The sequence below is a fragment of the Paenibacillus sp. FSL R7-0302 genome (genome assembly GCF_038006885.1).
Lineage (GTDB): Bacteria > Bacillota > Bacilli > Paenibacillales > Paenibacillaceae > Paenibacillus_AQ.
The window spans coordinates 5,454,761-5,478,868 of the sequence record NZ_JBBOWB010000001.1 but is presented as its reverse complement, the minus strand read 5'-3'; the positions used below and the strand labels follow the sequence as shown (position 1 = coordinate 5,478,868).

21 protein-coding genes are annotated in these 24,108 nt (G+C 54.0%); 13 read left to right on the top strand and 8 right to left on the bottom strand.

Annotated elements, in window-relative coordinates; genetic code table 11:
• Nucleotides 1-172: 172 nt before the first annotated feature.
• The 7 genes from MKY96_RS23690 to MKY96_RS23660 all read left to right on the top strand — a co-directional run bounded on the left by MKY96_RS23690 (nt 173) and on the right by MKY96_RS23660 (nt 3,859).
• Nucleotides 173-727 (top strand): RNA polymerase sigma factor, encoded by a 555-nt coding sequence (locus MKY96_RS23690; RefSeq protein ID WP_340943808.1) that lies wholly within the window; start codon nt 173-175, stop codon nt 725-727.
• Nucleotides 728-1,048, top strand: coding sequence for a hypothetical protein (locus MKY96_RS23685; RefSeq protein ID WP_340943807.1), 321 nt, complete (start codon nt 728-730; stop codon nt 1,046-1,048).
• Nucleotides 1,026-1,403 carry a PLDc N-terminal domain-containing protein gene (locus MKY96_RS23680; RefSeq protein WP_340943804.1) on the top strand — a complete coding sequence of 126 codons (378 nt, stop codon included), beginning with the start codon at nt 1,026-1,028 and terminating at the stop codon, nt 1,401-1,403. The genes MKY96_RS23685 and MKY96_RS23680 overlap by 23 nt, the downstream gene beginning before the upstream one ends.
• Nucleotides 1,404-1,422: 19 nt before the next feature.
• The gene (locus MKY96_RS23675) at nt 1,423-1,803 is read left to right on the top strand and encodes a hypothetical protein (RefSeq protein WP_340943803.1); all 381 of its coding nucleotides are present in this window, start codon (nt 1,423-1,425) and stop codon (nt 1,801-1,803) included.
• 255 nt (nt 1,804-2,058) lie between these two features.
• A complete protein-coding gene (modA, locus tag MKY96_RS23670; protein WP_340944744.1) occupies nt 2,059-2,802 on the top strand; it encodes a molybdate ABC transporter substrate-binding protein in 744 nt (247 codons plus the stop codon).
• A gap of 29 nt (nt 2,803-2,831) precedes the next feature.
• Nucleotides 2,832-3,494, top strand: coding sequence for a molybdate ABC transporter permease subunit (gene modB / locus MKY96_RS23665; protein WP_340943800.1), 663 nt, complete (start codon nt 2,832-2,834; stop codon nt 3,492-3,494).
• Between the two features lie 137 nt (nt 3,495-3,631).
• Nucleotides 3,632-3,859 (top strand): hypothetical protein, encoded by a 228-nt coding sequence (locus MKY96_RS23660; protein ID WP_340943799.1) that lies wholly within the window; start codon nt 3,632-3,634, stop codon nt 3,857-3,859.
• A gap of 6 nt (nt 3,860-3,865) precedes the next feature.
• Here the strand turns inward: MKY96_RS23660 and MKY96_RS23655 are convergent, their stop codons facing one another.
• Entirely contained in the window at nt 3,866-5,482 is a 1,617-nt protein-coding gene (locus tag MKY96_RS23655; RefSeq protein WP_340943797.1) for a helix-turn-helix domain-containing protein, read from the bottom strand.
• Entirely contained in the window at nt 5,469-7,274 is a 1,806-nt protein-coding gene (locus MKY96_RS23650) for a sensor histidine kinase (RefSeq protein ID WP_340943796.1), read from the bottom strand. Before MKY96_RS23650 ends, MKY96_RS23655 begins: the two co-directional genes overlap by 14 nt.
• A 222-nt stretch (nt 7,275-7,496) precedes the next feature.
• Here MKY96_RS23650 and MKY96_RS23645 point away from each other — a divergent pair, with 222 nt between their 5' ends.
• From MKY96_RS23645 to MKY96_RS23630, 4 genes are all read left to right on the top strand, one after another.
• Nucleotides 7,497-9,068: an extracellular solute-binding protein gene (locus tag MKY96_RS23645; protein ID WP_340943793.1), complete on the top strand. Its 1,572-nt coding sequence runs from the start codon at nt 7,497-7,499 to the stop codon at nt 9,066-9,068.
• Between the two features lie 78 nt (nt 9,069-9,146).
• The gene (locus MKY96_RS23640) at nt 9,147-10,055 is read left to right on the top strand and encodes an ABC transporter permease (protein ID WP_076157105.1); all 909 of its coding nucleotides are present in this window, start codon (nt 9,147-9,149) and stop codon (nt 10,053-10,055) included.
• Nucleotides 10,056-10,079: 24 nt separating this feature from the next.
• Nucleotides 10,080-10,949, top strand: coding sequence for a carbohydrate ABC transporter permease (locus MKY96_RS23635; RefSeq protein ID WP_209992080.1), 870 nt, complete (start codon nt 10,080-10,082; stop codon nt 10,947-10,949).
• Nucleotides 10,950-10,998: 49 nt separating this feature from the next.
• Nucleotides 10,999-13,203: an alginate lyase family protein gene (locus MKY96_RS23630; protein WP_340943789.1), complete on the top strand. Its 2,205-nt coding sequence runs from the start codon at nt 10,999-11,001 to the stop codon at nt 13,201-13,203.
• A gap of 48 nt (nt 13,204-13,251) precedes the next feature.
• Here MKY96_RS23630 and MKY96_RS23625 read toward each other — a convergent pair whose 3' ends face one another.
• From MKY96_RS23625 to MKY96_RS23605, 5 genes are all read right to left on the bottom strand, one after another.
• Entirely contained in the window at nt 13,252-14,055 is an 804-nt protein-coding gene (locus tag MKY96_RS23625) for a hypothetical protein (protein ID WP_340943788.1), read from the bottom strand.
• Nucleotides 14,040-15,041, bottom strand: a complete 1,002-nt coding sequence (locus MKY96_RS23620) for an iron-siderophore ABC transporter substrate-binding protein (RefSeq protein ID WP_340943787.1) — start codon at nt 15,039-15,041, stop codon at nt 14,040-14,042. Before MKY96_RS23620 ends, MKY96_RS23625 begins: the two co-directional genes overlap by 16 nt.
• A gap of 81 nt (nt 15,042-15,122) precedes the next feature.
• Nucleotides 15,123-16,760, bottom strand: coding sequence for an AraC family transcriptional regulator (locus MKY96_RS23615; RefSeq protein ID WP_340943786.1), 1,638 nt, complete (start codon nt 16,758-16,760; stop codon nt 15,123-15,125).
• A gap of 17 nt (nt 16,761-16,777) precedes the next feature.
• On the bottom strand, nt 16,778-17,803 hold the full coding sequence (locus MKY96_RS23610; RefSeq protein ID WP_340943782.1) for a helix-turn-helix transcriptional regulator: 1,026 nt from the start codon (nt 17,801-17,803) through the stop codon (nt 16,778-16,780).
• Nucleotides 17,804-17,920: 117 nt separating this feature from the next.
• Nucleotides 17,921-18,697 carry a polysaccharide deacetylase family protein gene (locus tag MKY96_RS23605; RefSeq protein ID WP_340943778.1) on the bottom strand — a complete coding sequence of 259 codons (777 nt, stop codon included), beginning with the start codon at nt 18,695-18,697 and terminating at the stop codon, nt 17,921-17,923.
• A gap of 192 nt (nt 18,698-18,889) precedes the next feature.
• Between MKY96_RS23605 and MKY96_RS23600 the strand changes: the two genes are divergently transcribed.
• Together MKY96_RS23600 and MKY96_RS23595 are read left to right on the top strand one after the other, a co-directional pair.
• Entirely contained in the window at nt 18,890-20,299 is a 1,410-nt protein-coding gene (locus MKY96_RS23600; protein WP_340943776.1) for a deoxyguanosinetriphosphate triphosphohydrolase family protein, read from the top strand.
• Between the two features lie 207 nt (nt 20,300-20,506).
• A complete protein-coding gene (locus MKY96_RS23595) occupies nt 20,507-22,291 on the top strand; it encodes a methyl-accepting chemotaxis protein (RefSeq protein ID WP_340943775.1) in 1,785 nt (594 codons plus the stop codon).
• A gap of 793 nt (nt 22,292-23,084) precedes the next feature.
• Here the strand turns inward: MKY96_RS23595 and MKY96_RS23590 are convergent.
• Nucleotides 23,085-24,041, bottom strand: coding sequence for a D-2-hydroxyacid dehydrogenase (locus MKY96_RS23590; protein WP_340943774.1), 957 nt, complete (start codon nt 24,039-24,041; stop codon nt 23,085-23,087).
• Between the last annotated feature and the right edge of the window lie 67 nt (nt 24,042-24,108).

Here is a 24,108-nt window from a genome sequence, read left to right as displayed (position 1 = left end):
TTATGAATAGGACATTTTAGTTGTACAAAGTGCAATTAAGCCAAACCACCTCCTATCCTCGGGTCAGGGCTATTTTCAAATTTCATTAACGTTTTCTAAAAATAACCTTGTGAATTTTCGAACAATATCCAGATCACTTCGTAATGTAGGTTGAAAGGGCGGCGGGGAACAGATGATGACCGACAAACAGCTCGTTGAAGGATGCAAGGCCGGTCAACAAGCGCATCTTGAGCTCCTCATTGTCAGGTATAGGGATGATTTATACCGGTTCTGCCGCCATCTTACCTTGAACCGGCAGGATGCGGAGGATCTGTTCCAAGAGGTATGGGTACGCGTGCTCCGCAAGCTGGAGAAGTATGATGCTGAGCGTCCCTTTAAGCCTTGGCTGTTCCAGGTGGCATTCAACATGTACCGCGACCGCTACCGGAAGTGGAAAAGCGTGTATGCCCTTTGGACCTGGTTGTCCTCGGATGCGGAGCTTATTCAAATTAGAGACCCGGCTTCACTGGCAGAAGAGGATCTGCTGCGGCATGAGGAGCACCGGTTCCTGGAGGAATGCCTGCGCAGTCTGCCCGAACGTTATCTTGCCCCTCTCGTGCTGTATTACTATGAGGAGTTCAGCTATGAGGGCATTGCGGAGGTGCTGGGAGTTCCCCTCGGAACCGTCAAATCCCGATTGAATCAGGGCAAGAAGCTGCTGCACAATTTAATGAGGGAGATGAACTAAATGAAGGAGTCCGGAGACAAAGACCAGCTGCTGACGGAATATTTCAAGCTGCCTGTTACGCCATCCCCAGAGCTTGTCTCTAATACGATTCAGCGGATACAGGGGCGCAGGACAATGGGCACACTTTCCATTTTAATGGCCTTGCAATGGCTGGTATTCATGGTGCTGGGACTGTACTTCCTGGCCGGTCCGGCTGCCCTGCAATGGAAGATCAGCATGGGGCTGCTGTTCATCCTGTCTCCAATGATCGCCGGAACATTGCTGTTGTACAGTACCCTGGGGAGCGGGAGAGGGTCTTATGAAAGTTCACTTAACCGTTGAGCAATTTGTTTTTTGGGCGCTTACGGCAACCATCCTGTTAAGCTGTATTGCGCTGGGGTATGCCATAAGCCCCTATATGGGCGAATTTGTAGAGGAGAATCTGACCTGGCTTATCGTGATAAGCCTGCTGGCCCTGCTGTTCCTGAGCCTCAATGTGCTAATTGCAGTATTCATTTACAAAGATGCCTCGCGGCGGCGGATGAATGCCTGGCTCTGGGTGACTGCGGTCATCTATATTCCTAATTTCATCGGTCTGATCCTTTATCTCCTGGCGAGGAAACAGCATCACATTCATGCTGCACATGGTGCAGGCAATCAGGATATCCGTTGTCCGCACTGCGGCCATCTAATCTAAACCGGGGAGTGTTAAGTATATGAACAAGAAATGGATGACACTGGGGATCTTGATCATCATGGCGTCGGTGCTGCTGACTTCCTGCGACAAGAGAATAATGTACGCCGGGTCCAGCACGAAGAGCAAAATAAGCGGCTCCTACAAGTTTTTTACGGGCACAGAGGAGAAGAAGCTGAGTATGAAAAGCGGCGAAACGCTCAGTATAGATTACGATTCCAAGGTGGAGAAGGGCCAGCTGACTATGAAGTTATACGGGCCGGGTAATGAGGTGCTTACTGAACTGGCAACCAATGAATCAGGTACCGAGAAGGTGGAAGCCGGGAAGGACGGGAAATACCGGATTGAAATCAAGGGTGAAGATGCCAAGGGAAGCTTCAAGGTTGCTTTCAAGGTCAAATAACTGGAACTGGTGAGAAATTTATTGCGAATAGCCTTAGAACAGGCCTCTTCCCTATACATAGGGCGGGGTTTTTTGGCGTGGATACGAGGGTAATCCCTGATTTTAATACTAATTATAACTAAACATATACAAACATAATCAAATATATTGTATAATTCGATTTGACTTGCTAGAATATGTTCAAATATACAAAATAGCGATTGGGAGGTATGGAGTGTGCTGAAGAAGTGGTTAGCGGGATTATTGGTGCTGCTTATGGTGGCGGGAGTGTCGGCGGGTTCAGCAGGAGATGTTGAGGCGGCAATGAAAAAGACGGAGATTATTGTCTCCGCAGCAGCGAGTCTGCAGGATAGTCTGGACAAGATTGCTGTACAGTATGAGCAGCAGCATCCTGAGATTAAGCTAGTGTTCAATTACGGCGCTTCAGGTACGCTACAGAAGCAGATTGAGCAGGGGGCGCCGGCTGACTTGTTCTTCTCGGCAGGCGATAAGCAGATGAACGCACTGGTGGATAAAGGGCTGATTGCAGACCACAAGGCGCTGCTGAAGAATCAATTGGTCGTCGTTGTGCCTTCCGATTCGAACACGAAGCTTACAACCATTACTGACCTTACCGCTCCAGCCTTCAAAAAGGTAGCCGTAGGCCAGCCGGAATCGGTACCGGCCGGACAATACACTCAGCAGTCCTTGACCGCGAAGAAGGTATGGGATACGCTGCAAGGCAAGCTGGTCTTCGCCAAGGATGTCCGCCAGGTGCTGTCTTATGTGGAGACAGGCAATGCGGATGCCGGGTTCGTCTACAAGACGGATGCGCTCACCTCGAAGAAAGTGAAGATTGCCCTGACCGTTGGCGGCCATGTACATAAGGCGATTAACTATCCGGTGGGCATGGTTAAGGATTCGAAGCATCAGGCCGAGGCCAAAGCCTTCTACAGCTATGTGCAGACTGCTGCTGCCAGCTCTGTCTTTACCAGCTACGGCTTTCAATTGGCTAAATAACTAACTACCATTAGATGGGGTGAAGAGAGATGGAGATCAATTGGCCCGACTTTTTCGCCCCGGTCTGGTTATCAATCAAGATTGCGGTATTGACCAGTATCATCGTGTTCCTGTTGGCCATGCTGGCAGCCAGGAAGATGGCGGGGCGCAGGTTCTTCGGACATAATCTGGTAGAGACCGTGTTGCTGCTGCCGCTGGTGCTGCCGCCAACCGTGGTCGGCTTCGTCCTGCTGATGGTCCTCGGGCGGCGCAGCTGGATCGGCAGGCTGTATGAACAGTTTACGGAGCAGACGATTCTGTTCACCTGGGGGGCGGCAGTCATTGCCGCTGTTGTGGTTGCTTTTCCGCTGGTATACCGGACGGTTAAAACGGGCTTCGAGGGCGTGGAGAAGGATCTGGAGGATGCCGCGCGGGCGCAGGGAGCCAGCGAGCTTCAGGTGCTGCGTTATGTGACCCTGCCGTTGGCCGGGCGTTCGCTGGCTGCCGGTTATGTCCTCGGCTTCGCCCGCGGGCTGGGCGAGTTCGGGGCAACGATTATGGTGGCGGGCAATATTCCGGGCCGCACCCAGACCGTGCCTACCGCGATCTATGTGGCGTTGGATGGCGGCAATATGACGCTGGCCTGGATGTGGGTCGGCTCAATCATTGTGATTTCCATGCTTATGCTGATGTTCGTGAACCGCCGTACCTGACGGATGATTACAGGTTAACAAGAGCAACCCCCGTCCTCACCGGATTTCCGGTGAAGGCGGGGGTTGTTCGGTAAACCGGACACAATTGGCTGGAGCGGACGGCACATGGACCCAATGTAATCGAAAAACCGACTACAATGGGACCGGGAGCGGCGCGTAAGCCAAATGTAATCGAAAAACCGACCACAATAGGACCGGGAGCGGCGCGTAAGCCAAATGTAATCGAAAAACCGACTACAATGGGACCGGGGGCGGCGCGTAAGCCAAATGTAATCGAAAAACCGACTACAATGGGACGGAAGGCGGCGCGTAGGCCAAATGTAATCGAAAAACCGAACACAATCGCCCAGCCGATGGCCCCATAGTCCAATTTATATGCTGTGAGTCCCCTGACGGCGGTAATCGGAGGGCGAGACGCCCGTCTCCTTCTTGAAGATCCGGTTGAAGGACCGGTAATTCTCGAACCCGATGGATTCGGAGATTTCGAAGGTCTTGTGGTCGGTGGTGAGTAGCAGCAGCTTGGCCTGTTCGATCCGCAGGCGGGTCAGGTATTGGACAAAGCTCTCACCGACGGCCTTCTTGAACATGGAGCTGAAGTAGGGCACGCTGTAATTGATCGAAGCGGCCAGCTCCTCCAGCTTGTAGGGATAGCTGAGATCTTCGCGCATCTGTTGAATGATCCGTGTGATGGAGGCATCGATCTTCCGGCCGCCCTCCTGAAGCTGCTGAAGCTTGCGGAAATGATCGCAGGTGATCTCATGTACAGCGTTGAAGGTCTGGCACAGCTCGATTTGTACACGCAGCTCCGCTTCGAGATCCGCCCCGCCTTCTGCCCCAATAACGTTATGGCTCATATCCAGGAAGACTCGCAGATACAGGGACTTGATCTGCTCCGGGTCCCAGGCTTGCTCCATGGCCTGACGGTACAGGGACAGCCGCTCCTGCTCCAGGGCTGCCGTGCTGAGATGCGGCTCCAGCAGCGCTTTCTTCAGCACCTTGCTCCAGAAGCGGCTTTGCGGCTCGGGAATCCGCTGGAAGCTGGAGAGCTGCCCCCACTCCCCAATGCCGATAAGCTCATTGCAGCGGTAAAAGAACGGATACGGCGCCGAAGCCAGCCGCTTTAGCGCCTCCGGCCGCTCCTCCAGTCCCTGTTCGAAGCTGCACAGCAGGGCGATGCAGCTCATCCGGAGATTCGCGGCCAGGGACTCCAGCACCTGCTCCAGAAAGCGGGGTCTCCTCTCCTTCAAGCTGTCGGTATACAGGGCAAGGAACCGACCTTTGTCGAGGGCGATAACCTTATGCGGGCCTATACTGCCGAGCAGCTCCTTCAGCACGTTCACCCCGGCGAATTGCCACAGCTTCAGCTCCTCCAGCTGGTCGATCGGGAAGCGCAGGGAGTTGCGGTCCAGCTCCACCAGCAGGGTCATGAAGCCCTGGCCGTGAAGCGGAAGCTGCGAGTCCGCAAGACTGCGCAGCCACTTGGCTTCCGCCGCCGGGCTGCGCAGCATTTCCAGGAACAGGCTCTGCTCGATCTCCACTTCGCTCAGGCGGACCTGCTGCTCCAGCTGCAGATAATTGTCTCTCGTCTCGCCGCGTGAATCCGCCAGGACCGCCAGCTCCTCCATCGTCCGGGTCAGCAGGCCCGGATCGGAGAGGCAGTCATCCTTAATCAGATAGGAGGCTGCCTTCAGATGAATGGCCTGCTGGGCATAGTGGAAGTCCTGATGGCAGGTCAGGATAATGATCTGCGGCGCACGTACCCCGCTCCGTTCAATCTCGCGCAGCATCTCCAGGCCGTTCATGCCCGGCATCGTAATGTCGGTGACAATCAGCTCCGGCTTATGCTTCAGGAACAGCTCCAGCCCGTCCCGGCCATCCTCGGCTTCACCGACAAGGGTGAACAGGTCTGCGCGCTCCTCAATGAAATGCCGGAAGACGGTTCTTGCCGGAATCTCGTCCTCCACAAGGACAACTCTATAGTGATTCATGATGTTCCTCCTTAATCAGAACGTTCCCGGATGGCAGCAGCATGCGGATGGTCAAGCCTTCACCCGGAGCGCTTGTGAGCAGGATCTGTGTCTCCGCCCCGAACAGCAGCTTCATGCGCATCCATACATTCTGCAGTCCGATGTTCTCGGCAGACTCTTCCTGCTGGAGATGGAGCTGCAGCTTCCTCAGCTCAGCCTCTTCCAGACCCATCCCGTCATCTTGGACTTGTACAATAATATGGCTCCCGCCTGGACTTCTGTATACGCGCACACGGATATGGCCTTCCGGTGCCTTGCGCGGGAGAATGCCGTGGAACACGGAGTTCTCAATCAGCGGCTGCAGACCCAGCTTCGGAATCATCATGCCCCGCAGCGGCTCTTCAATCTCAGTCTCCAGATGAATCTGGCATTTGTAGCGCATATTCAACAGCCCGGTATAATCCGCCAGATAATCAAGCTCCTGCTGGAGCTGCACCGTCTGCTCGAAATTCTCCATCGAATACCGCAGCAAGGCCACCAGCCGTCCCATCAGGGAGTTGATCTTCTCATAATCCTTCATCATGGCGAACATACGGATCGTATTGAGGGTATTGTACATGAAATGGGGGTTGATCTGCGACTGCAGCGCCCGGATCTCCAGCTTGCGCTTCAGATCCTCCGAATCATGCAGGTCTGCCAGCAGATCCTGTATGCGGACAGCCATGGTATTGAGCATCCGGCCCAGATCCCCGATCTCATTATTGGCGAAATGGGTGACCCTGGCCTCGAAATTTCCTTTTTTCAGAGCATCGACCTGCCGCTTCACAGCCTGTAGAGGCCGGTAGAGCTGATACCCGAAGCCGACCACACAGAGCGCCCCCAGACAGACCAGTATCAGCAGAAAATAAGTGACCGTCCGGCGGATAATCTCGGCGCTGGCTGTAAGCTCCTTGGACGGAATCTCCGAGAGTACGATCCACTTGTCGTAGGTGGAGGTCTGCTTGACAGAGACTATCGAGGAGCCTGCCGCGAACTGATCCGGGCGCTTCAGCTCCTTCCAGCGCTTCAGAATCTCCTGCACCCGCTGCGTATCCTCCTGCTTCTCCAGCTTGCTGGTCGTGGCAATGGTCAGGCCGTCTTCTGTCAGCAGTGAGATGGAGCCCTCGCTCCCAAGCTGAATATTCTCGATCTGCTGCTGGTATTGGCTGTTATTCATGGAGATCAGCAGCACGCCCTTGAGGTCCTTATATAAATCGAAGGGAACGCGTGAGATATAATAGGTGGACGATTGAAGAATAGCCAGCTCAGGCAGCGAATGCTTGTCCAGAAAAAGATTCGGCCGTCCCGAAGCCAGATAAGCTTCAATCAGCGGCCTGTATGGAGACTCCTCCAGCATGGCCGGGGCTTCTGTGGAGGAGAGGACTTCTCCTGTAACGGCGGAATAGACCTGCAGACCCTCCACATTCCCGATGATGGCGGAGGCGCCGCTGAGCACGGAGATCAGATCCTTTTTGCGGACCACCTCTTCAAAATATTGGGCCGAAGGCGAGACCAGCGCACTCTGAATGGATGAGATCCGCGAGTATTGCTCGCTGAGTTCCCGCAGCCGGGTCATGGTTAATTCAATCCGGTCCACGACCTGATTGACGAGCTGGGCATTCAGGCGGTTCACCTGCTGCTCCACCGTCGTGCTGGATACGCTTACAGAGATGAAGGACAGCACAATGAGCGGAACCACCGAGATGGCGAACATGACCACAATCATCTTAATATAGAAGCTCCGCCGCAAAAAGCTGAAAAAGGGTGAATTCATAGAGTCACATCCGTTAAGGGTTTTGGACTAAGGATACCGGGCAGGCTATCCTAAACAGATTATAGTACATTGGCGAACATGGAGATACCTGCGGACCGGCAAATCTTAAAAATGGTGACACTTTGGCTGGAATCCGGCATGTTCTTAAGCTCGGGTGTCTTCTATAATCCAAAGTGTAAGCACGATGTAAACGCAATCAATACAAGCAAATGGGGGATGACAATGAATATCACAAGAAAGCTTGTACCGCTTGCAGCGTCAGCGGCGTTGATGGTAACTGCACTGGCGGGCTGCGGCGGCGGCAATAATTCTGCGGCAGGCAGCACAGCGGCACCGGAAGGCAGTACACCAAGCGGTGCGGCTAGCAAGCCGGCCAGCATCAAGGCCATGACCATTCTGTTCGGCAATCCGCCGGAGATGACGAACAACAAGGCGCTGGAGGATCTGGAGAAGCGCGGCAATGTAGATCTGAACGTAACCTTCGTGCCATCCGAAGCCTATACGGACAAGCTCTCTGTGGCGGTATCGGCCGGAGATTCCTATGACCTGCTGCTGATGGATGGCGGCAAGGACGATAAATTCAACAATCTGGTGAAGATGGGCGCTTTTCATGACCTGACGCCTTACCTTGCAAAGACCAAGAATATCAGCCAGATTGATGAGGTGGTCTGGAACGGAGCCAAGATTGACGGCAAATCGTACGGGATTCCCCGGCCGCGCGGCCTTTACGGCGGAGGTGAAGCCAATATTCTGATCCGCAAGGACTGGCTGGATAAATATAATCTGCCGGTTCCGAAGACCATGGATGAGCTGACGAATGCGCTTGCGGTGTTCAAGGAGAAGGACCCGGCAGGCGGCGGCAAAACCATTCCGTTCACGATCTACGGTTCTGACGGTGTGAACAGTCCCGGGCCGTTCTCGGGTGTCCTCCCGATCCAGTATGCCTTTGGCATTCCTAATGTCTGGAAGCTGGACGGTGACAACGTGGTCCGTGATTTCCAGACGCCTGAATACAAGGCATTCCTGGAGTGGCTGAGAGATTCGTGGAGCAAGGGCCTGATCGACAAGGATGCGCCGGTACTGAAGAACCAGGGGCAGGCGCGGAGTAAGTTCCTTGCGGGCACAGCGGGTGCTTTTGTCGGGAATGTCAGTGATATTGTAGAGACCAACGTCGAGAAGCTGAAGCAGACGGACCCGAAGGCCGAAATCGCGATTGTCGATGTGCTAGAAGGCGCGAACGGACAGAAGGGCGCTTCTGTACTCTCCGGGTACTACGGACTGTGGGCGGTTCCTAGCTCCGTGCCGGAGGATAAGGTGCAGCAGATTGTAGACTTCCTTGACTTCACGGCCTCCGAAGAGAATGTAGCGTTCTCCAAAGCGGGAGTCACCGGCATCCATTCCAGCGATTTCAAGAATGGGGTTGCGGTGCAGACCGAGGAGCAGAAGAAGCAGTATGAGCTGGATAAGCCGAACAATTTCATCCTGGAGAACCGTGCAGATCCATATGTATACGCCAACTCCAAGGAGCCGGACATCCTGGCGCTGCAAAAGGCGACGCTCGATACGATCAGCAAGATCGGGGTGGAGAATCCGTTCCTCAGCTACAACTCACAGTACGCCAGCAAGAATCCGGACAGCTATAAGAAAATGAGTGCGGTCATGACGAAGTATGTACTGGGCGAGGGAGCCTGGGAGGATGTGCAGAAGGAGATTGATACCTGGACTAAGGGTCCGGGCGAGCAGATCACCAAGGAACTGCTGGACCAGTATAAAGCAGAGCATTCCACGAAGTAATACAACAACACTATAAACAGAGGCAAAGGAGGGGGCTTTCCCCTTTCTTTTGCCCATTTGGATAAGGAGGTTTAGCCTGTGCAAAGAGCTTTACGACCCAAACGGTTTCATCAGCTATGGCCCTTTTACTTACTGGCAGCACCGGGTATTCTCTACTTTCTCACCTTTCATTACATCCCGATGACAGGACTCATATTAGCCTTCAAGGAATACAGCCCGTTCAAGGGCATGATGGACAGTCCCTGGGTGGGGCTGGATAATTTCAGACAGTTTTTCGGAACCTCCGATTTCTATATGTTGCTGAAAAATACGCTGCTGATCAGTCTGCTGAATCTGATCATTTATTTTCCCTTCACGATCTTCCTGTCGCTGCTCCTGAATGAAGTGCGGCTCAAGGTGTTCAAGCGTGTCTCGCAGACCATCGTGTATCTGCCCCATTTTCTCTCCTGGGTCGTGATTTACGGGATTACGATTTCCTTCTTCGGGCCTTCGGGCGTCATTAACCATTACCTCGGCCAGTGGTTCGACGGCAGCGCCAACTTCCTGGTCAGCAATGAATGGTTCCGGCCGCTGGTCATCTTCCAGTCCATCTGGAAGGATGCGGGCTGGGGCACGATTATCTTCCTGGCGGCACTGGCGGGAATTAACCCTGAGCAGTATGAAGCAGCCAAGGTGGATGGAGCAAGCCGCCTGCAGAGCATCTGGCATATTACGCTCCCCGGCATCAAGGGGACTATCGTGATTCTGCTGCTGCTCCGTCTGGGCTCCTCCATGGACTCCAACTTCATGCAGATCTTCCTGATGACCAACAGCCTGAACCTGGATGTCTCCAATGTCTTCGATCTGTTCGTCTACCATGTCGGTCTGGAGCAATTCAATTACAGCTTCGCGATTACGGTAGGCATGTTCAAATCCGTTGCCAGTCTGATCCTGGTCCTCGGGGCCAATTATGCGGCCAAGCTGCTTGGTGAGGAAGGCATATTCTAGAACAAGAACAGGAGTGGAGAGGTTATGAAGCTTAAGGCAACCTGGTTTGACACCATTATTGTAGTCATTATTTGCTTAATCAGCTTGCTGGTTATTCTGCCTTTTCTATATATTATTGCGGTCTCGTTCAGTCCGCCAGGAGATTCGATGGCCGGGAATTTCTTCATCTGGCCCAAGCACTGGACACTGGATGCCTATAGCTATCTGCTGAATGCGAATACGTTCCTGACCTCTGTCAAGAACTCGGTTATTATCACGGCGATGGGGACGGTGCTCAGCCTGTTCGTCTCCATTACTCTGGCCTATGCCCTGTCGAAGAAATTTCTGCCCGGACGCCGGATCATGCTGCTGGTTATTTTCTTCACGATGATCTTCCATGGGGGCATGATTCCGAACTATCTGGTCGTCAAAAATCTGGGTCTGATCGATTCCTACTGGGCAGTAGTGCTTCCGGCAGCCTCCAGTGCCTTCAATATTATGGTCATCCGCTCCTTCTTCCAGAGCCTGCCCGAGAGTCTGGACGAAGCAGCCAGAATTGACGGGGCCGGGGAATTCAGAATTCTCTACTCGATCGTGCTGCCGCTGTCCAAGCCGATTATCGCCACCTTCACGCTGTTCTTCATGGTGCAGTTCTGGAATGAGTTCTTCTCGGCGGTCATCTATCTGAATGATACCTCGCGCTGGCCGATTCAACCGCTCCTGCGGCAGATGGTGGCAATCAGCGCCTCCAATATCTCGGCAGAGGCAGCGGTAGATGCTTCGCTTGCAGCCAATCTTGGACCCAATGTCCAGAATGCAGCCATTCTGCTGGCGATGCTGCCTATAGTCATAGTGTACCCGTTCCTGCAGAAGTATTTTGCCAAGGGTGCCATGCTTGGTTCAATTAAGGAATAGACTTTAGGCGGAGAGATCCGCGAATATAAAGGTGATGATAGAATTGACTATGCGATATAAAGATCTGCGCCACAATCCCGCATACACGAAGCCGCAGCTAACGGCCGGGGAATTCTTAAGCACGATGCTGGACTTGAACAGACCGGAGCTTGCAGAGGTAGCTGCGAAGCTGGACTTAGGCGATGTCCCCGGTGCACGGGATGCTTATTTAGAAGTCATTGCAGCGGGTAACAACAGGAGATATTACTTTGAGGTGAAGGATGTTCCCAAGCTTCGAGCGTACGCCGCCAGCCATTACAGCGGGGAGGAAGAGGCACAGCAGGATATTGCCGAGGCGGACCGGATTGTGGAGGGGGATATTCCCCTGTTCAAAGGGAAAAGAGTGCTCTTCCGGCACGGAAGCTATGACTGGAACAGCTGGCTGTTCGACAGCTCGCAGTATCAGCTCCATCTGACCCGGTTCGTATACGTGAAGCGCCTGTCCAGAGCCTATGCGCTGACCGGGGATGACAAATACGCCAGATGCTTCAATGATATGATCAGCCATTTCATTGACGATAACCCTATGCCGGTGGATGGTACATTCCGGGCGGAGCATTCGACCTGGGACCCCCTCTCCGCCGGTGTGCGGATGTTCATGCTGCCGGAAGCCTTCATTACCTTCTTCAGCTCCCCGGCCTTCGAGCCAGAGGTGAAGCTGAAGCTGATTCAGTCCTTCCAGCAGCACGGGGATTACGTCCGTAAATATCATGCCGGCGGCGGCAACCATGTCTGCATGCAGCTCCGGGGGCTGATTCAGACAGCGCTGCTTCTGCCGGAGCTGAAGGATTCCGCCGCATGGCTGGAATACGCCGGACGTAAGCTGCCGGGCTATATCCTTGAGAACGTCTACCCCGACGGGGTACAGTTCGAAGGCAGCCCGAATTACCACCTGATCGTCATGCGTGAGCTGTATGAGCTGGTGGTTCTGTATCAGAAGCTCGGCATCGATGCCGGAGAATACCGGGAGACGCTGGAGAAGATGTATGTCGTTACGATGCATCTGCTGGCCCCGGACGGGCAGCTGGTCAAGTTCGGCGATACCGATGTTCAGGTCGTCAGCGAGCTGCGTGGTGTCATGAGCCTGGGCGCTTACCTGTATCAGCGGGGAGACTTCAAAGCGCTGGGGCATGAGCGGCTGCCGTTCTCCCTGCTGTGGAGAATCGGGCCGGAGGCTGCAGCGGAGTATGATCAGCTGAAGGCCGTCGAGCCGGCGGAGACGGCAGCCTGCTTCCCGGCAGGCGGTTATGTGACCTCGCGGCAGGGCTGGAGCCCTAACGACATGTACATGGCGATGCGTGCAGGCGTCGGGATCGGCGGGCATGCGCATTCCGATGCGCTCAGCCTGGTGCTCTACGCCGGAGGACGCGAGCTGCTGGCGGATTCGGGTATGGGCTTGTTTGAGTGGAACAAGGAACGTAAATATACAGTCTCGACCCGTGCCCATAACACTGTGGTTGTCGACGGGCAGGACCAGCATGTCCGCAGCTTCCACTGGAATACACCGCCTACGGCGAGCTGCAGAATCTGGGATACCCAGTTCAATGAAGCATATGACTACACCTTTGCGAGCCAGTACGGATATACCCGGTACGAAGATCCGGTGGTTCACTCCCGCAAGGTACTGTTCGTCAAGAACAGCTATTGGCTGATCGTGGATCTGTTCGAAGCCAAAGGGCAGCACCGCTATGAGCAGTACTTCCACCTGCCGCCGGGTGCAGCGGCCTACGATGCTCTCAGCGGGGACGTTGTCTCCCAACTGGAGGGGGCTAATCTGCTGCTGAAGCCGCTGTCCTCCGGGCTGGAGGACGACCGGCTGACGCTGGAGCAGGGCCTGATCTTCAAGCAAGGTCACTACCATGAGAGTCCGGTCATGAAGCGTTCCCTTACCCTAACCGGCAGTGCAGCCATCGTCACCCTGGCGGTTCCGTTCGGGGCAGCGAAGCCGCAGATGCATGCAGAACGGCTGCCTGTGCGACAGCATGGGGAACTGCTCTCGGTGCAGGAGGCCACCGCGCTGCGTATCGTCAAGGATGACCGGGTGGATGACATCTGCCTCTATCATAAGAGTGTCGATGTCACCAGCTACCTCGACCATACCGGCAATATTATCTCTGAAGCGCTGCTGCCCCGCAAGACGGAGCCGGAAGGCATTGCGTTTGCCGGAGGCAGCTATAACCGGGATGTTATTGTCATTAGTGGTCTCAGAGAATAGCAGAGCAGAACTAAGCAACGCCCATCCTGAACCGGGGATGGGCGTTGCTCAGTTGTTCAATATATTGCATCTCTCTTCCGGTGATAGCTTGGGGCAAGTGCTGCAATACTCTCCGGCATCAGGCCCGATTCTGATCCGGTAGGCCAGGCAGCAATGCCTGCGCAGATAGAAAGAACGGCCACGCAGCTTCGGATGCTCATACCGCCGGAAACGTATGGATAATTCATCCGGCTTCTCCGGCTGAAGCAGGGTAGTATAATCCTGGCCGATGATCCGGCCCCGATCCTCTGAGTCCCAGATTCCCTTGTCCGTATGCAGCTGTCCATACAGGTTATGCAAATTATGTGCAATCAGCGACCACATGATTTTCTCCTTGGCCCCCGTATAACCTGATACAGCCTGGAGCACCTGCCGTAAATGTGCCAGCAGGCGATCTATATAGCCGGAAAGGCAGGCTTGACGAACTTCCGAAGGGTTATCAGGCCATTTGTCCGTGGCTGCCGTCTCCGCTTCATACTGCATCATTCCTGCATCCGTTAGCCTGAACCGTAAAGCGCCGGGCAGCAGAGAGAGCGGGGTATCGAAGAGAGTGATGGAGGCGGCCAGTCCCATGATCAACACCGAGTATCTTTTGGCAAACAAAGTTCCGACCACAATTCCTCCAGGCTCCCCAAGCTGGAGTGATTGCTGCCCGATAATTAACGGGAGCTTCGCCTCGTCCAATAGATCTTCTGTACTGTATGGAAAAGAATTATTCCTGTCCTCCGCGACAGTCACGGCAAAATGCTGCTGCATGAAATCTTGTATCCACTGGCTGCTAAAAGGTATAACCTCACTCATTGCTCTAGCCATGCCATGATTTCATCAATAATTTCACCCCGGCCGATCACTCCCCAGCCCTTAAAGAGCCAGAAGGAATCGGTCTCATGAACCTTTCCTCCCTGTACGGCAGGGATGTTCTTCCAGAGTGCGCTGGCCTGCATGTTGTCCAGGAAATCGCGGGCATTGGAATCCACCTCAAGGACGATAAAGTCTGCCCCCAGCTCCGGTATTTTCTCCAAAGATAGATCTGCTCTCTGCTCTGACGGTGTAAGTGCGGCGGGTTCAAATCCGAGATCCTGGTAAAGGAGTGCATTGGTTGGATGACCTTGTTGTGCGTACACCTGGAGCGTCTTCTCACGTACACGGAGGTAGGCAAGTTTTTTGTTGTCCAGCGCTTTGATTTTCTCACTGGCCTGGACCGTTTTCTGTTCCAGTTCGGCAATTTTTTCCTTCGCCACATCCGTCTTGTCATACATCTCGGCAATGGTTAGCAGATCCTTGGTCCAAAAGGAAGTATCGTCGCCATAATCAAGCCATTCATTTCCAAGAACGATGGTAGGGGCGATTTTGTTCAGTTGCTCATACTTATTCTCGGCCGTCCGGCTCTCAATAAGAATCACATCCGGATCAAGCAAGGTAATGGCCTCAAGGTTGGGATTATCCGCCGAACCTACAGTTTGTACCCCCTGCAGCTTGTCAGCCATATAGGGAAGATACTCTCCTCCGTACCGGACCTCGGTGTTCACACCGGAGGGCTTCTCTCCGATAGTCAACAGATGATCTATGTACTCTGCCGAGAGAACAACGATTTTTTCGATTTTGGCCGGAATCACAGCTTCTCCCTTAAGGTGGGTAATCGTGCGTGTGCCCGGTTCTGCAGCCGCCTGATCCCTGGTTTGGGAAGCGGCGGGACTCTGTTCTCCGGAGGCCGGTTGTCCCGCTGTATTGCTGCAAGCGGCCAGTATCAGCAGCAGAACGGCAAGGAGCATGACCTGGATGGATTTCATTCGATTCATTTATTTCTAGTCTCCTTTGTCTAATAGATAATAATAATCATTATCATTATGATAGGAGATCGATACATACTTTTCAATGGATTATAACCCTGTGTTGCCGTGGATAATTCTATCGTCCCGCCTGCCAATCCGGGATGCAACATAGGACATGGCCCACTTTCTGCCTGAGGGTCCAAGTGTTTTGAACAACAGATCTCCGGCATCGAATACCCGGGAGTGCTTCACTGCATCCAGTGAAGACCATTCTCTGGACGAGAGCAGTGCTTCCAGCCGTTGTCTCGATTCCAAGGTAGGGTCCGCAGCCAAAAAGATGGTTCCCGGGTTATACCGGGGAAGCTCATGAATCTCGAAATCCACTGCTCCTGTCTGCTCAGGGGTTGAGAGGGGCGGGCGTAGTCCAAGATCTTGGTATAGGAGAGTTCCTGTCTGATTGGAGGCACCGTACAGGCGGTAGAATTCAGAGCTGACTCTGATAAAAGAAACCGTGGGCAGTACATTCTGTGCTTCCAGCCGTGATCTAAGGAGGCGCTTCTGCTCTGCGTAGCGGTTCATCCAGTGGTCAGCCTGCTGCTCTCTGCCCAGAATACGGGACAACCGGGACAACTGCTGCTCCACATTATCGGTATGCTCAAGGACAACCGTGGGTGCGATGGACTCCAGCAACTCGCCTGGTAACAGGCGGTCGCTCCCGATAATCAGATCAGGCCTCACCCGTGCCAGCTCCTCATAATTCAACCGGGAACCGTTCAGGCGGACAATTTCCTGCTCCAGCACACCCGGGTGGGGGAGGCTATAATTTCTTGACACCCGTTCCCGGTAAGACAGCGCAGCCACTGGCGTCAGTCCAAGTGTCATCAGGTAATCATCCAGACCATAGTAGAGAACAGCAATACGGATATGATTGTTTTTGAGGTAGCTGGCCGGTGCCACGCCTTCCGATTTTTTGAACACCCGGCTGAAATAATGCTCGTCCTTATAGCCCACTTCCTTGGCGATCTGCTTGACACGTTCGGAAGAGAAGAGCAGCTGCTTAGCCCTTTTTATCCGTTCCTCCAGCAAATAGGCCATAGGTGTCTTTTCTGTAAGCTGCTTGAACGCTCTGATAAAATGATTGGTGCTTAAGCCTGCCATTAGAGCCAGTTGCCCAACTTTAAGCTCTTGGTTGTAGTTGTTCTTCATGTGGGCGAGCACAGTATCCATCCCTACAGCCTTGCCCTGCACCATTCGCTTACTTGGTTGAAGCAGCAACGCGAGCAGCCGCTGCAGCCGGTATTTGGCGTGCATGATATCCTCCGGATTACGGGTACGGTGAAAGGAGGTCATTTGCCGGCTGATCTCTGCAGCCCGTGGATGGCCGGGTGCTTCAAGCTTCCCGTTAACCGGAAATACCGGAGGATGGAGCTCCTGGTGCCTGTGATCCTTACGAAGCTGTATACAGGAGAAGAAAATGATCATATAACGCAGCGGTTCTGCCGTCAGCGCTTTGCCTTCCACTGAAGTTTCGGGCAACAACAAAAATAGGTCTCCTTTATTCGCCGTAAGCAGCCCCCCATTTAGGATAATCTGCCCCTTACCTTCTGTTACATAACACAGGGCATGGTGGTGAAGGGTCCTTCGGGGCAAAGCGTCCCCTTCTGCAAATCTTCCGTAATAGCTGTGTACGCTTGAAAAAAACAAGCGCTCCAGCCTGAATGCTGCCTGCGGTATTGTGGATAACATGCGTTCCTCCTCTGGTTTCAAGTCTCGTAAATAATATTGCCTGTCTCGCTCAGGTCATAGCTGTGAATCGAGCTTAGCTCACTGCGGAAGGACTCCGAGCGCAGAATATCCAGAATGGCGTTAATCCAGGCTTCATTCTCCGGCTTCTTCACCATGACCAGATCGTAGCGCTCCCGGATCAGCGGAATGAAGTCGATGCCGTCAATGATTCTGGCGGCTTTCTCGGTGCCGATGCCCACGTCCGCCCCGCCTCTCGCCACCAGGCTGGCTACTGCCAGATGGCTGTTCTCTTCATTAATGTATCCGTTCAAGCGGGAGGTCGGAATTCCGTGCAGGCGCAGCTGTTCATCCAGCAGCACCCGGGCACCGGAGCCGCGCTCACGGTTGATCAGCGTTAGCCCGTCCTGCCGGAGGTCCCCCCAACTGCGGATGCCCAGCGGATTGCCCTTTTGCACATAGAAGCCTGCGCTGCGTGTTAGCAGATGCACTACAATATAGGAGAAGCCGACGAGCAGCTTGCGGATATAGGGCAGGTTATATTCGCCGCTATCGCCATCCAGCAGATGGGTACTGACAATATCTGATTCGCCCTGATACATGGCAATGAGGCTGTCCAGACTGCCCGCATAGGAACGGAGCGGGCGGGTGGAGGGCAGGGTCCGCTCCAGATGGGTCGCCAGAATATCAAGTGACATATCCTGACCGGTAATGACTACATGTACACCGCTGCTCTTCATGCTGTGTGGCGGAGGGGAGGCGAAGGCCTGATAAGGCGCGGCGAACGGGGGGCCCGTCTGCTGCGATGGCTGCGCCTGAGGCAATGCAGCTTCAGACAGCCCGCCCCCGGGCAGCGGATGGGCAGAAGGCCCGCTGTTGCGGGAATTCTGCTTGTACCTCTCCAGATCAGAGAGGTCAACCCGCATCTGCTTGCCGACACGGTAAGAGGGCAGCTCGCCCTTTTTAATGAGATCATAGACCTTGAGCTTGGAGATTTTGAGCAGCCGGGCGATTTCCTCGGTTGTATAGGAAGTATTCTCGGTCATGTATTGTACCCTCCTGGGGGATGGACTGCGGCAGATTCACAAATAGCCATATTAGGATAGCCTTATTATGCTCAAGACTACCTTATTTTGTGAACCTGTGCAATCCGGGCAGGCCCCCTAATAGGTCATATGCCGGTCTGTCTTCGCCTGCTGCACATCGGATAACTCAATCAGCTCCGAGACGGTAACAAACCGGAAGCCTTGCTTCTTCAGCTCAGGCAGAATAATCTTCAGTGCTTCCTTCGTCTGCGAGGGCCCGTGGACATGGTCGTGGAACAGGACAATATCGCCGCTCTTGGCATTGCGGATCACCCGGCTTGAGATGTTCCAGACGCCGGGGCGGTTCCAGTCGCGGGTGTCCTGATGCCAGGACCACAGCACGGGCTTCAGGCCCATGCTGTTGGACACATCGATCAGCGTCTCGTCATACATGCCGCCCGGCGGTCTGAACAGGCTGCTGTGTCTGCCGGATATCTTCATAATTTCCTTCTCCGTCAGCGCAAGCTCCTCCTGAATCTGCTCCCCGGAGACCGGCCTTTTGAAATAGACATGGTTGTAGGTATGGTTCGCCAGCTCATGTCCTTCATTAATCACGCGTCTGGCGACATCAGGATAAGCGGCGATCCGTTTGCCAATCGCAAAAAACGTGCATTTCGCTTGATACTCATGCAGCACCTCCAGAATGCCGTCCGTCTCCAGGGGGTCCGGGCCGTCATCGAAGGTCAGCGCAATCACCTTCTGGCTGGTTCGCACTTCCCAGATCATATCGCCGCGCTCCTCATAGTAGTAGCGGTTTTTTGCTTTGTTCGGACTGCCCAGCGCCAGATCGGAAGGGCTGCACATCAGCGCCAGTGCGGCAAGAACTGCGGCGGTCAATCGGGTGGCTGTTCTCATGGCTCTCAGATTCACTCCACACTTGTTTTTATAAGCGGTTCCTGCTGCTTAAGTCTTAGAATGCTCTATCCCCCTTGGTTGCTATGCATTTATAGCAGCCCGCAGGGCGATTTGCATTTTAGAGTGAAAGTTCCGGCGGAAATGACTTATAATAAATTACTAAATACAGATCAAGGAATAGGGGCAGCGGAGATGACACTGATTGAACAAAGAGAGCATAGACAATATCCGGAAATCACGAAGCTGGAGACCTCCAGAGCCGCATATGAACGCGACTATTCGCGTCTGATCCATTCGCCGACCTTCCGGCGGCTGCAGGGCAAATCGCAGGTGTTCGGGGCCGGAACCGGGGATTACTACCGGACGCGCCTGACCCACTCGCTGGAGGTGGCGCAGATTGCCCGGGAAGCGGCCAAGAGTCTGCTGCGTGCTTACCCGGAAGTAGAGACAGGAGCCGCGGAGAATCCGGGCCTGGTCATTGATCCCGAGGTAGTGGAATGTGCGGCAATCGCCCATGACTTCGGCCATCCCCCATTTGGGCATAAGGGAGAAGAGGTGCTGGACAACCTGCTGGAGAAGCTGGTTACCCGCAAGACGGTAGAGGCAGTGGCCAAGTCAGGCGCAGGTCCGGTTCAGCAGCAGACGATACATGAGAGCATGAAGCGCAAATTTGAGCATTTTGAAGGCAACGCCCATAACTTCCGCCTGATCATGTTCCTGGAGAAGCGCGAGAATATCGACGGTCTGAACCTCTCGGACGCGGTGCTGCTGGGCATTAACAAATATCCTTTTCCCGGGACGGTGCTGAAGAAGGGGATGTATCTGCATGAATGGGAGTATATCCATGAGATCCGCACCCAGTGGGGAATTCCGGCCGGCAAAAAGACGCTGGAAGCGCAGCTGATGGACCTGTGTGACGATATTGCTTATTCGGCGCATGATCTGGAAGACGGCATCAAGGCCGGTAAGATTGAGGTACATGAGCATTTCCTGCATGACGACTATATTCAGCGGCTGATTGTGGAGAAGATCACTACGCTTGAGGATGCGTTCTGGTCCGGCTGGAACAAGTCGGCGATCCGCTTCAAGGTGGAGGAGGTGCTGAGTTCATTCCTTCGGATCTGGAAGGAGAAGATGCCTACCTGTGAGAATGACTATTCCCGCACCCGCCGTGAAGTCAAGGCCTATTGGGTCAGTACCTTTGTCGCCAGCCTCGGCGTGATCGGGGACGGGGACTGGAAGAAGGTTACCTTCATTAAGGAAGGCAGGGAGGATGAGGACATGCTGCGGACCGTCAGTGTGCTCAAAAGCTTCGCCTGGGTAACGATGATCCGCGATTTGCGCGTACAGCGTCTGCAGAAACGGAGCGAGTGGATACTGCGGCGGCTGTGGGAGGCGTTCCTTGATCCCGAGACGTCCCGGAGTATTATCCCTTCGGACTGGCTGCAGCGGTTCGAGAAGGATCAGAAGTCGGCCAAGCCGATCTGGACCTGGGAGCATATGGTGACCGATTATATCGCCGGAATGACCGACGCTTTTGCCGAGAAAATCTACAATGAGCTGTACGGGCTGAAGGTCGGTTCGATTTACGATCTGGATTAGACTTATCCTATATAGTAGAAACTTTACCTGTCCGCCGTCTGGGCTGGCAGGTAAAACCTTACATCGAGAGAAACATGTTAATTTTTAACCGTCTGCTGCCGACATAGTACATATAACCTATTTTTTTTTGCTTTTTTTATGAAAATAAATGTAATCAGATGGAAAATGGTGGAATCATCCAGAATAATTTCAAGGGGGCACACAGGTGTGGGGATAGGTCAGCGACTGAAGGATTGGTTAGGAAAAGGGAGGAATGAAGCAGGCAAGAAGCAGCAGGCGAAGCTGTCCAGCGGCAGAAAAAGCATCGGCTTCAAGATCGCTTCCGGTTATGCGGCTCTGGCTGTATTCGTTCTGATCAGCGGCGGGGTATCGCTCTATCAAATGAACGGTATGCAGAAGAACACCGGGAAAGTCATTAATCACATCATTCCCGAGCTGAACAAAATTCACAATGTCAACTATCTGACAGAGCATGTTATGGCACTCAGCCTGCAGCATATCCTGAGCACTGACAGCGCGGACAAAAACGCCCTTGCGGAAGAGCGGTCCAAATTCATCGGCAAAGTAGCGGATACTTTTAAGGAATATAAAGCCAATCTGAAAGGAGATCAGGAGCTGAAGCAATTACAGTCGCTCGTCGGAAAATGGGGCGAGTTCCTGACTGTCAACAATCAGGCGATTCTGCTCAGCAGCTCCAATGACGAGAAATTGGCCCTTGAGGTATCGCAGAAGGGGATTGACGCTTTTAATTCCATGCAGGTGGATCTGGATGCGCTGGTAGCGCACAGCCAGAAGGATGCTGAGAATGAGGGGGAAATATCTACAAGTATTTTCAATACCGCCGGGAGAATGAATATTGCGACTGTGTTGATTGTCCTTGTCGTTATCGGTGTGGTTAATATGGTTATCCGCAGAACGATCATCAATCCGCTGAAGAGGGTAACTTCGCAGCTGCAGCAGATCTCAAGCGGGGATCTGACGGCGGAAGAGACGATGATCCGCAACAAGGACGAGATTGGCCTGCTGGCCAAGACGGTGAATGAAACGAACCGCACGCTGCTGGAAATGGTCAGCCGGATCAGAGATGTATCAAGGATCATTGGGGAGCAGGGCGATGTGTTAATGCATACCATTGCGGATACGAAGGAAGGCAGCAGCCAGATCGCGCTGACGATGGAAGAGCTGGCCACAGCGTCCGGAAGCCAGGCCGAAGCAGCGGTGGATGCCTCCAAGGCGGTGGAGGAGCTGAATACGTTAATTGAGAATTTTGCCGGCAGAGGTACCGATCTCTCCAATCATTCAGAGCAGGTACGGCAAAAGGGTGAAAAGGGCCGGGCGCTCATGGAAAGCTCCGTGGCGCAGATGAACGAGATTGCCGATGCGGTCTCGCAGTCCATGGATACCGTAGAAGAGCTGAACCGCAAGAATGAAGGCATCTTCCATCTGGTAGGCTCCATCCGGAGCATCTCGGAGCAGACTCATCTGCTGGCGATCAATGCCGCCATTGAAGCCGCACGGGCCGGAGACAGCGGACGCGGCTTCGCGGTTGTCGCACAGGAGGTGCGGAAGCTGTCAGAGGATGTTCAGCGGACGGTCTCCGAGATTACAGAGATTACGCAGGGCATCCAGCTCGACTCCAGAACCATGGTAGAGCAGCTGCGCGGCGGAGTAGCCAAGACGGAGCAAGGCAGCCGGCAGATTGTCGAGACCGGTGATGCGCTGGCTGAGATCAACGGCTCGGTCCGCATGATGGCGGTGACTATCGATGAGATGAGCCAGGATCTGCAGCAAATGACCGGTGCCAGCGAGACCATGAACGAGTTCAGCCAGCATATCTCGGCACTCTCCCAGCAAGCGGCGGCCGGTGTCGAAGAGACCTCTGCTTCTGCGCATGAGCAGCTCAGCTCAACCACCGCTGTGGCTAACGGCATCGCGGAGCTGAAGCTGCTGCTTACGGAGCTCCGGGAGTCGGTGACCCGCTTTAAGGTGTGAGGGGGATAGATTGAAGCTGCGAAATTTCGGGGATTAGGGATACGCCGTGACTGCAGAGAATGTTTGGACTTACGGCCGCTGTTGTTCCCGGATTTCTTGGATTGAACCGCAGTAGCGGTTGAAATCCGGGAACAAAGGCGGACGCTGTCGCTCCTACAGTTCCAAACTTCTCTTCCGCCACTGCTCCCTAATGGGTGAATTTCAAGTTCAATCTATTTAGGGATGGAAGTATAACAAGAGCCTCTGCTTAGTTCAGCAGAGGCTCTTTGTTTTGCGTGAATTCGTGAATCATTGAATTTGTGAATCGCTGAATGAACTGAATTGCTGAAATTAGTTGAACGAGTTGAACGAGCTGAGCATTTATCGACATGTGGGTGCTGATGCTGCTAATGCTGGTGCTGGTGCTGGTGCTGGTGCTAATGAGTTCGCTTGGAATCCTGCACAATTTGCAACATTTACCTGATCTATATGAGGTGAATGAGAGATTGTTGCACAAATGTCAGCAATTCCTCTCCAGTTGGCAGATGAACGGGACAATTCCTGCATTTCATGCAACATTCCGCTCGAATAGCCCAAATTGGCGGTACACAAGTTGCAATATGTGCAACATTTGGCGGCAAGGGACCGTTAGAACTCTAAACTGTGAGTCTGCGAGGTAACAAAATTGCCATTACTCAACCAACCCACCAGCTCGCCAACCCACCGACGCACCAAGCTACGGCTTGCCCGCCGACCCACTAGCCCGCAACCCGCCAAGCTACGGCCTGCCAACCAGCTCAGCCGCGAAAGCAACCTAATACTGGCGGCTATAATCCACCAGGTTGCGCGAAGGCTTGCCGGATTCCAGGTAGGCCTTCATGTTCTCCACGAAGATGTCGACCACCCGGTCGGCATAGCGGTCGGTTACCCCGGCACAGTGAGGGGTGATGATGACCTGCTCCATGCCCCAGAGCGGGTGGTCCTCCGGCAGCGGCTCGGTCTCGAAGACATCGAGGCCCGCACCGGCCAGCTGGCCGCTGTTCAGTGCAGCGATCAGGTCATCCGTATGCGTGGTCACTCCACGGCCGATATTAATATAATATGCCCCCTGCTTGCAGGCGGAGAAGACCTCAGCATCGAACAGCCCGCGCGTTTCGTCGGTGAGCGGCAGCGTGTTGACCACGAAGTCCGCCTCGCGGACGGCGTTCTTCAGCTCCCCGGTGGTGAAGATCTGGTCGAAGCCGTCCACCGGTCGCCCGGAGCGGCTGACTCCGATCGTCTTCATCCGGAAGGCTTTGGCGATTCTGGCAGTCTCGCTGCCGATGGCGCCGGTTCCGGCGATAACAATCGTCTTGCCGGTCAGCTCGCTCTCCTGTCCGTCCGAGTGCCAGCGGCGGTTCTGCTGGTTACGGATGGCTGTGTGCATATTCCGCGTGAACATCAGCATGAAGCTGAGGATGACAGCAGTAATCGGTTCCGCATGCACGCCGCTGGCGTTCGTCAGCTGAATTTCGCGTTCCTTCAGGGCTTCCAGCGGAAGCTTCTCTACTCCGGCGGACCAGGCTTGTACCCAGCGGAGCGGCGAGCCCTGGCGCAGCACGGTGTCACGGATGCCTTTGCCCCAGCCGATAATAATCTCTGCGCCGGAGAGCAGCTCCAGATCAGGGTTCCTGGAATCTCCAAGGGTAAGGGTGTACTCTGGTGCAGCGGAGCGGATCAGCTCCTGTTGAGCAGAGGACAGCTGCTGCATACAAACGATGGATTTAGTCATGATGGTTCCCTCCTGTTCTACATTTCAGTAGAGAAATAGACGATAAGTATAGATAAGCATAACAAAT

Bases quoted from the DNA above. Each gene is read 5' to 3' on its own strand.
- MKY96_RS23650 (WP_340943796.1), bottom strand. From the start codon at position 7,274: ATGAATTCACCCTTTTTCAGCTTTTTGCGGCGGAGCTTCTATATTAAG.
- MKY96_RS23610 (WP_340943782.1), bottom strand. From the start codon at position 17,803: ATGACCGAGAATACTTCCTATACAACCGAGGAAATCGCCCGGCTGCTC.
- MKY96_RS23655 (WP_340943797.1), bottom strand. From the start codon at position 5,482: ATGAATCACTATAGAGTTGTCCTTGTGGAGGACGAGATTCCGGCAAGA.
- MKY96_RS23605 (WP_340943778.1), bottom strand. From the start codon at position 18,697: ATGAGAACAGCCACCCGATTGACCGCCGCAGTTCTTGCCGCACTGGCG.
- MKY96_RS23630 (WP_340943789.1), top strand. From the start codon at position 10,999: ATGCGATATAAAGATCTGCGCCACAATCCCGCATACACGAAGCCGCAG.
- modA (WP_340944744.1), top strand. From the start codon at position 2,059: ATGGTGGCGGGAGTGTCGGCGGGTTCAGCAGGAGATGTTGAGGCGGCA.
- MKY96_RS23660 (WP_340943799.1), top strand. From the start codon at position 3,632: ATGGGACCGGGAGCGGCGCGTAAGCCAAATGTAATCGAAAAACCGACC.
- MKY96_RS23675 (WP_340943803.1), top strand. From the start codon at position 1,423: ATGAACAAGAAATGGATGACACTGGGGATCTTGATCATCATGGCGTCG.
- modB (WP_340943800.1), top strand. From the start codon at position 2,832: ATGGAGATCAATTGGCCCGACTTTTTCGCCCCGGTCTGGTTATCAATC.
- MKY96_RS23615 (WP_340943786.1), bottom strand. From the start codon at position 16,760: ATGTTATCCACAATACCGCAGGCAGCATTCAGGCTGGAGCGCTTGTTT.
- MKY96_RS23600 (WP_340943776.1), top strand. From the start codon at position 18,890: ATGACACTGATTGAACAAAGAGAGCATAGACAATATCCGGAAATCACG.
- MKY96_RS23590 (WP_340943774.1), bottom strand. From the start codon at position 24,041: ATGACTAAATCCATCGTTTGTATGCAGCAGCTGTCCTCTGCTCAACAG.
- MKY96_RS23685 (WP_340943807.1), top strand. From the start codon at position 728: ATGAAGGAGTCCGGAGACAAAGACCAGCTGCTGACGGAATATTTCAAG.
- MKY96_RS23690 (WP_340943808.1), top strand. From the start codon at position 173: ATGATGACCGACAAACAGCTCGTTGAAGGATGCAAGGCCGGTCAACAA.
- MKY96_RS23625 (WP_340943788.1), bottom strand. From the start codon at position 14,055: ATGGCTAGAGCAATGAGTGAGGTTATACCTTTTAGCAGCCAGTGGATA.
- MKY96_RS23620 (WP_340943787.1), bottom strand. From the start codon at position 15,041: ATGAATCGAATGAAATCCATCCAGGTCATGCTCCTTGCCGTTCTGCTG.
- MKY96_RS23680 (WP_340943804.1), top strand. From the start codon at position 1,026: ATGAAAGTTCACTTAACCGTTGAGCAATTTGTTTTTTGGGCGCTTACG.
- MKY96_RS23635 (WP_209992080.1), top strand. From the start codon at position 10,080: ATGAAGCTTAAGGCAACCTGGTTTGACACCATTATTGTAGTCATTATT.
- MKY96_RS23645 (WP_340943793.1), top strand. From the start codon at position 7,497: ATGAATATCACAAGAAAGCTTGTACCGCTTGCAGCGTCAGCGGCGTTG.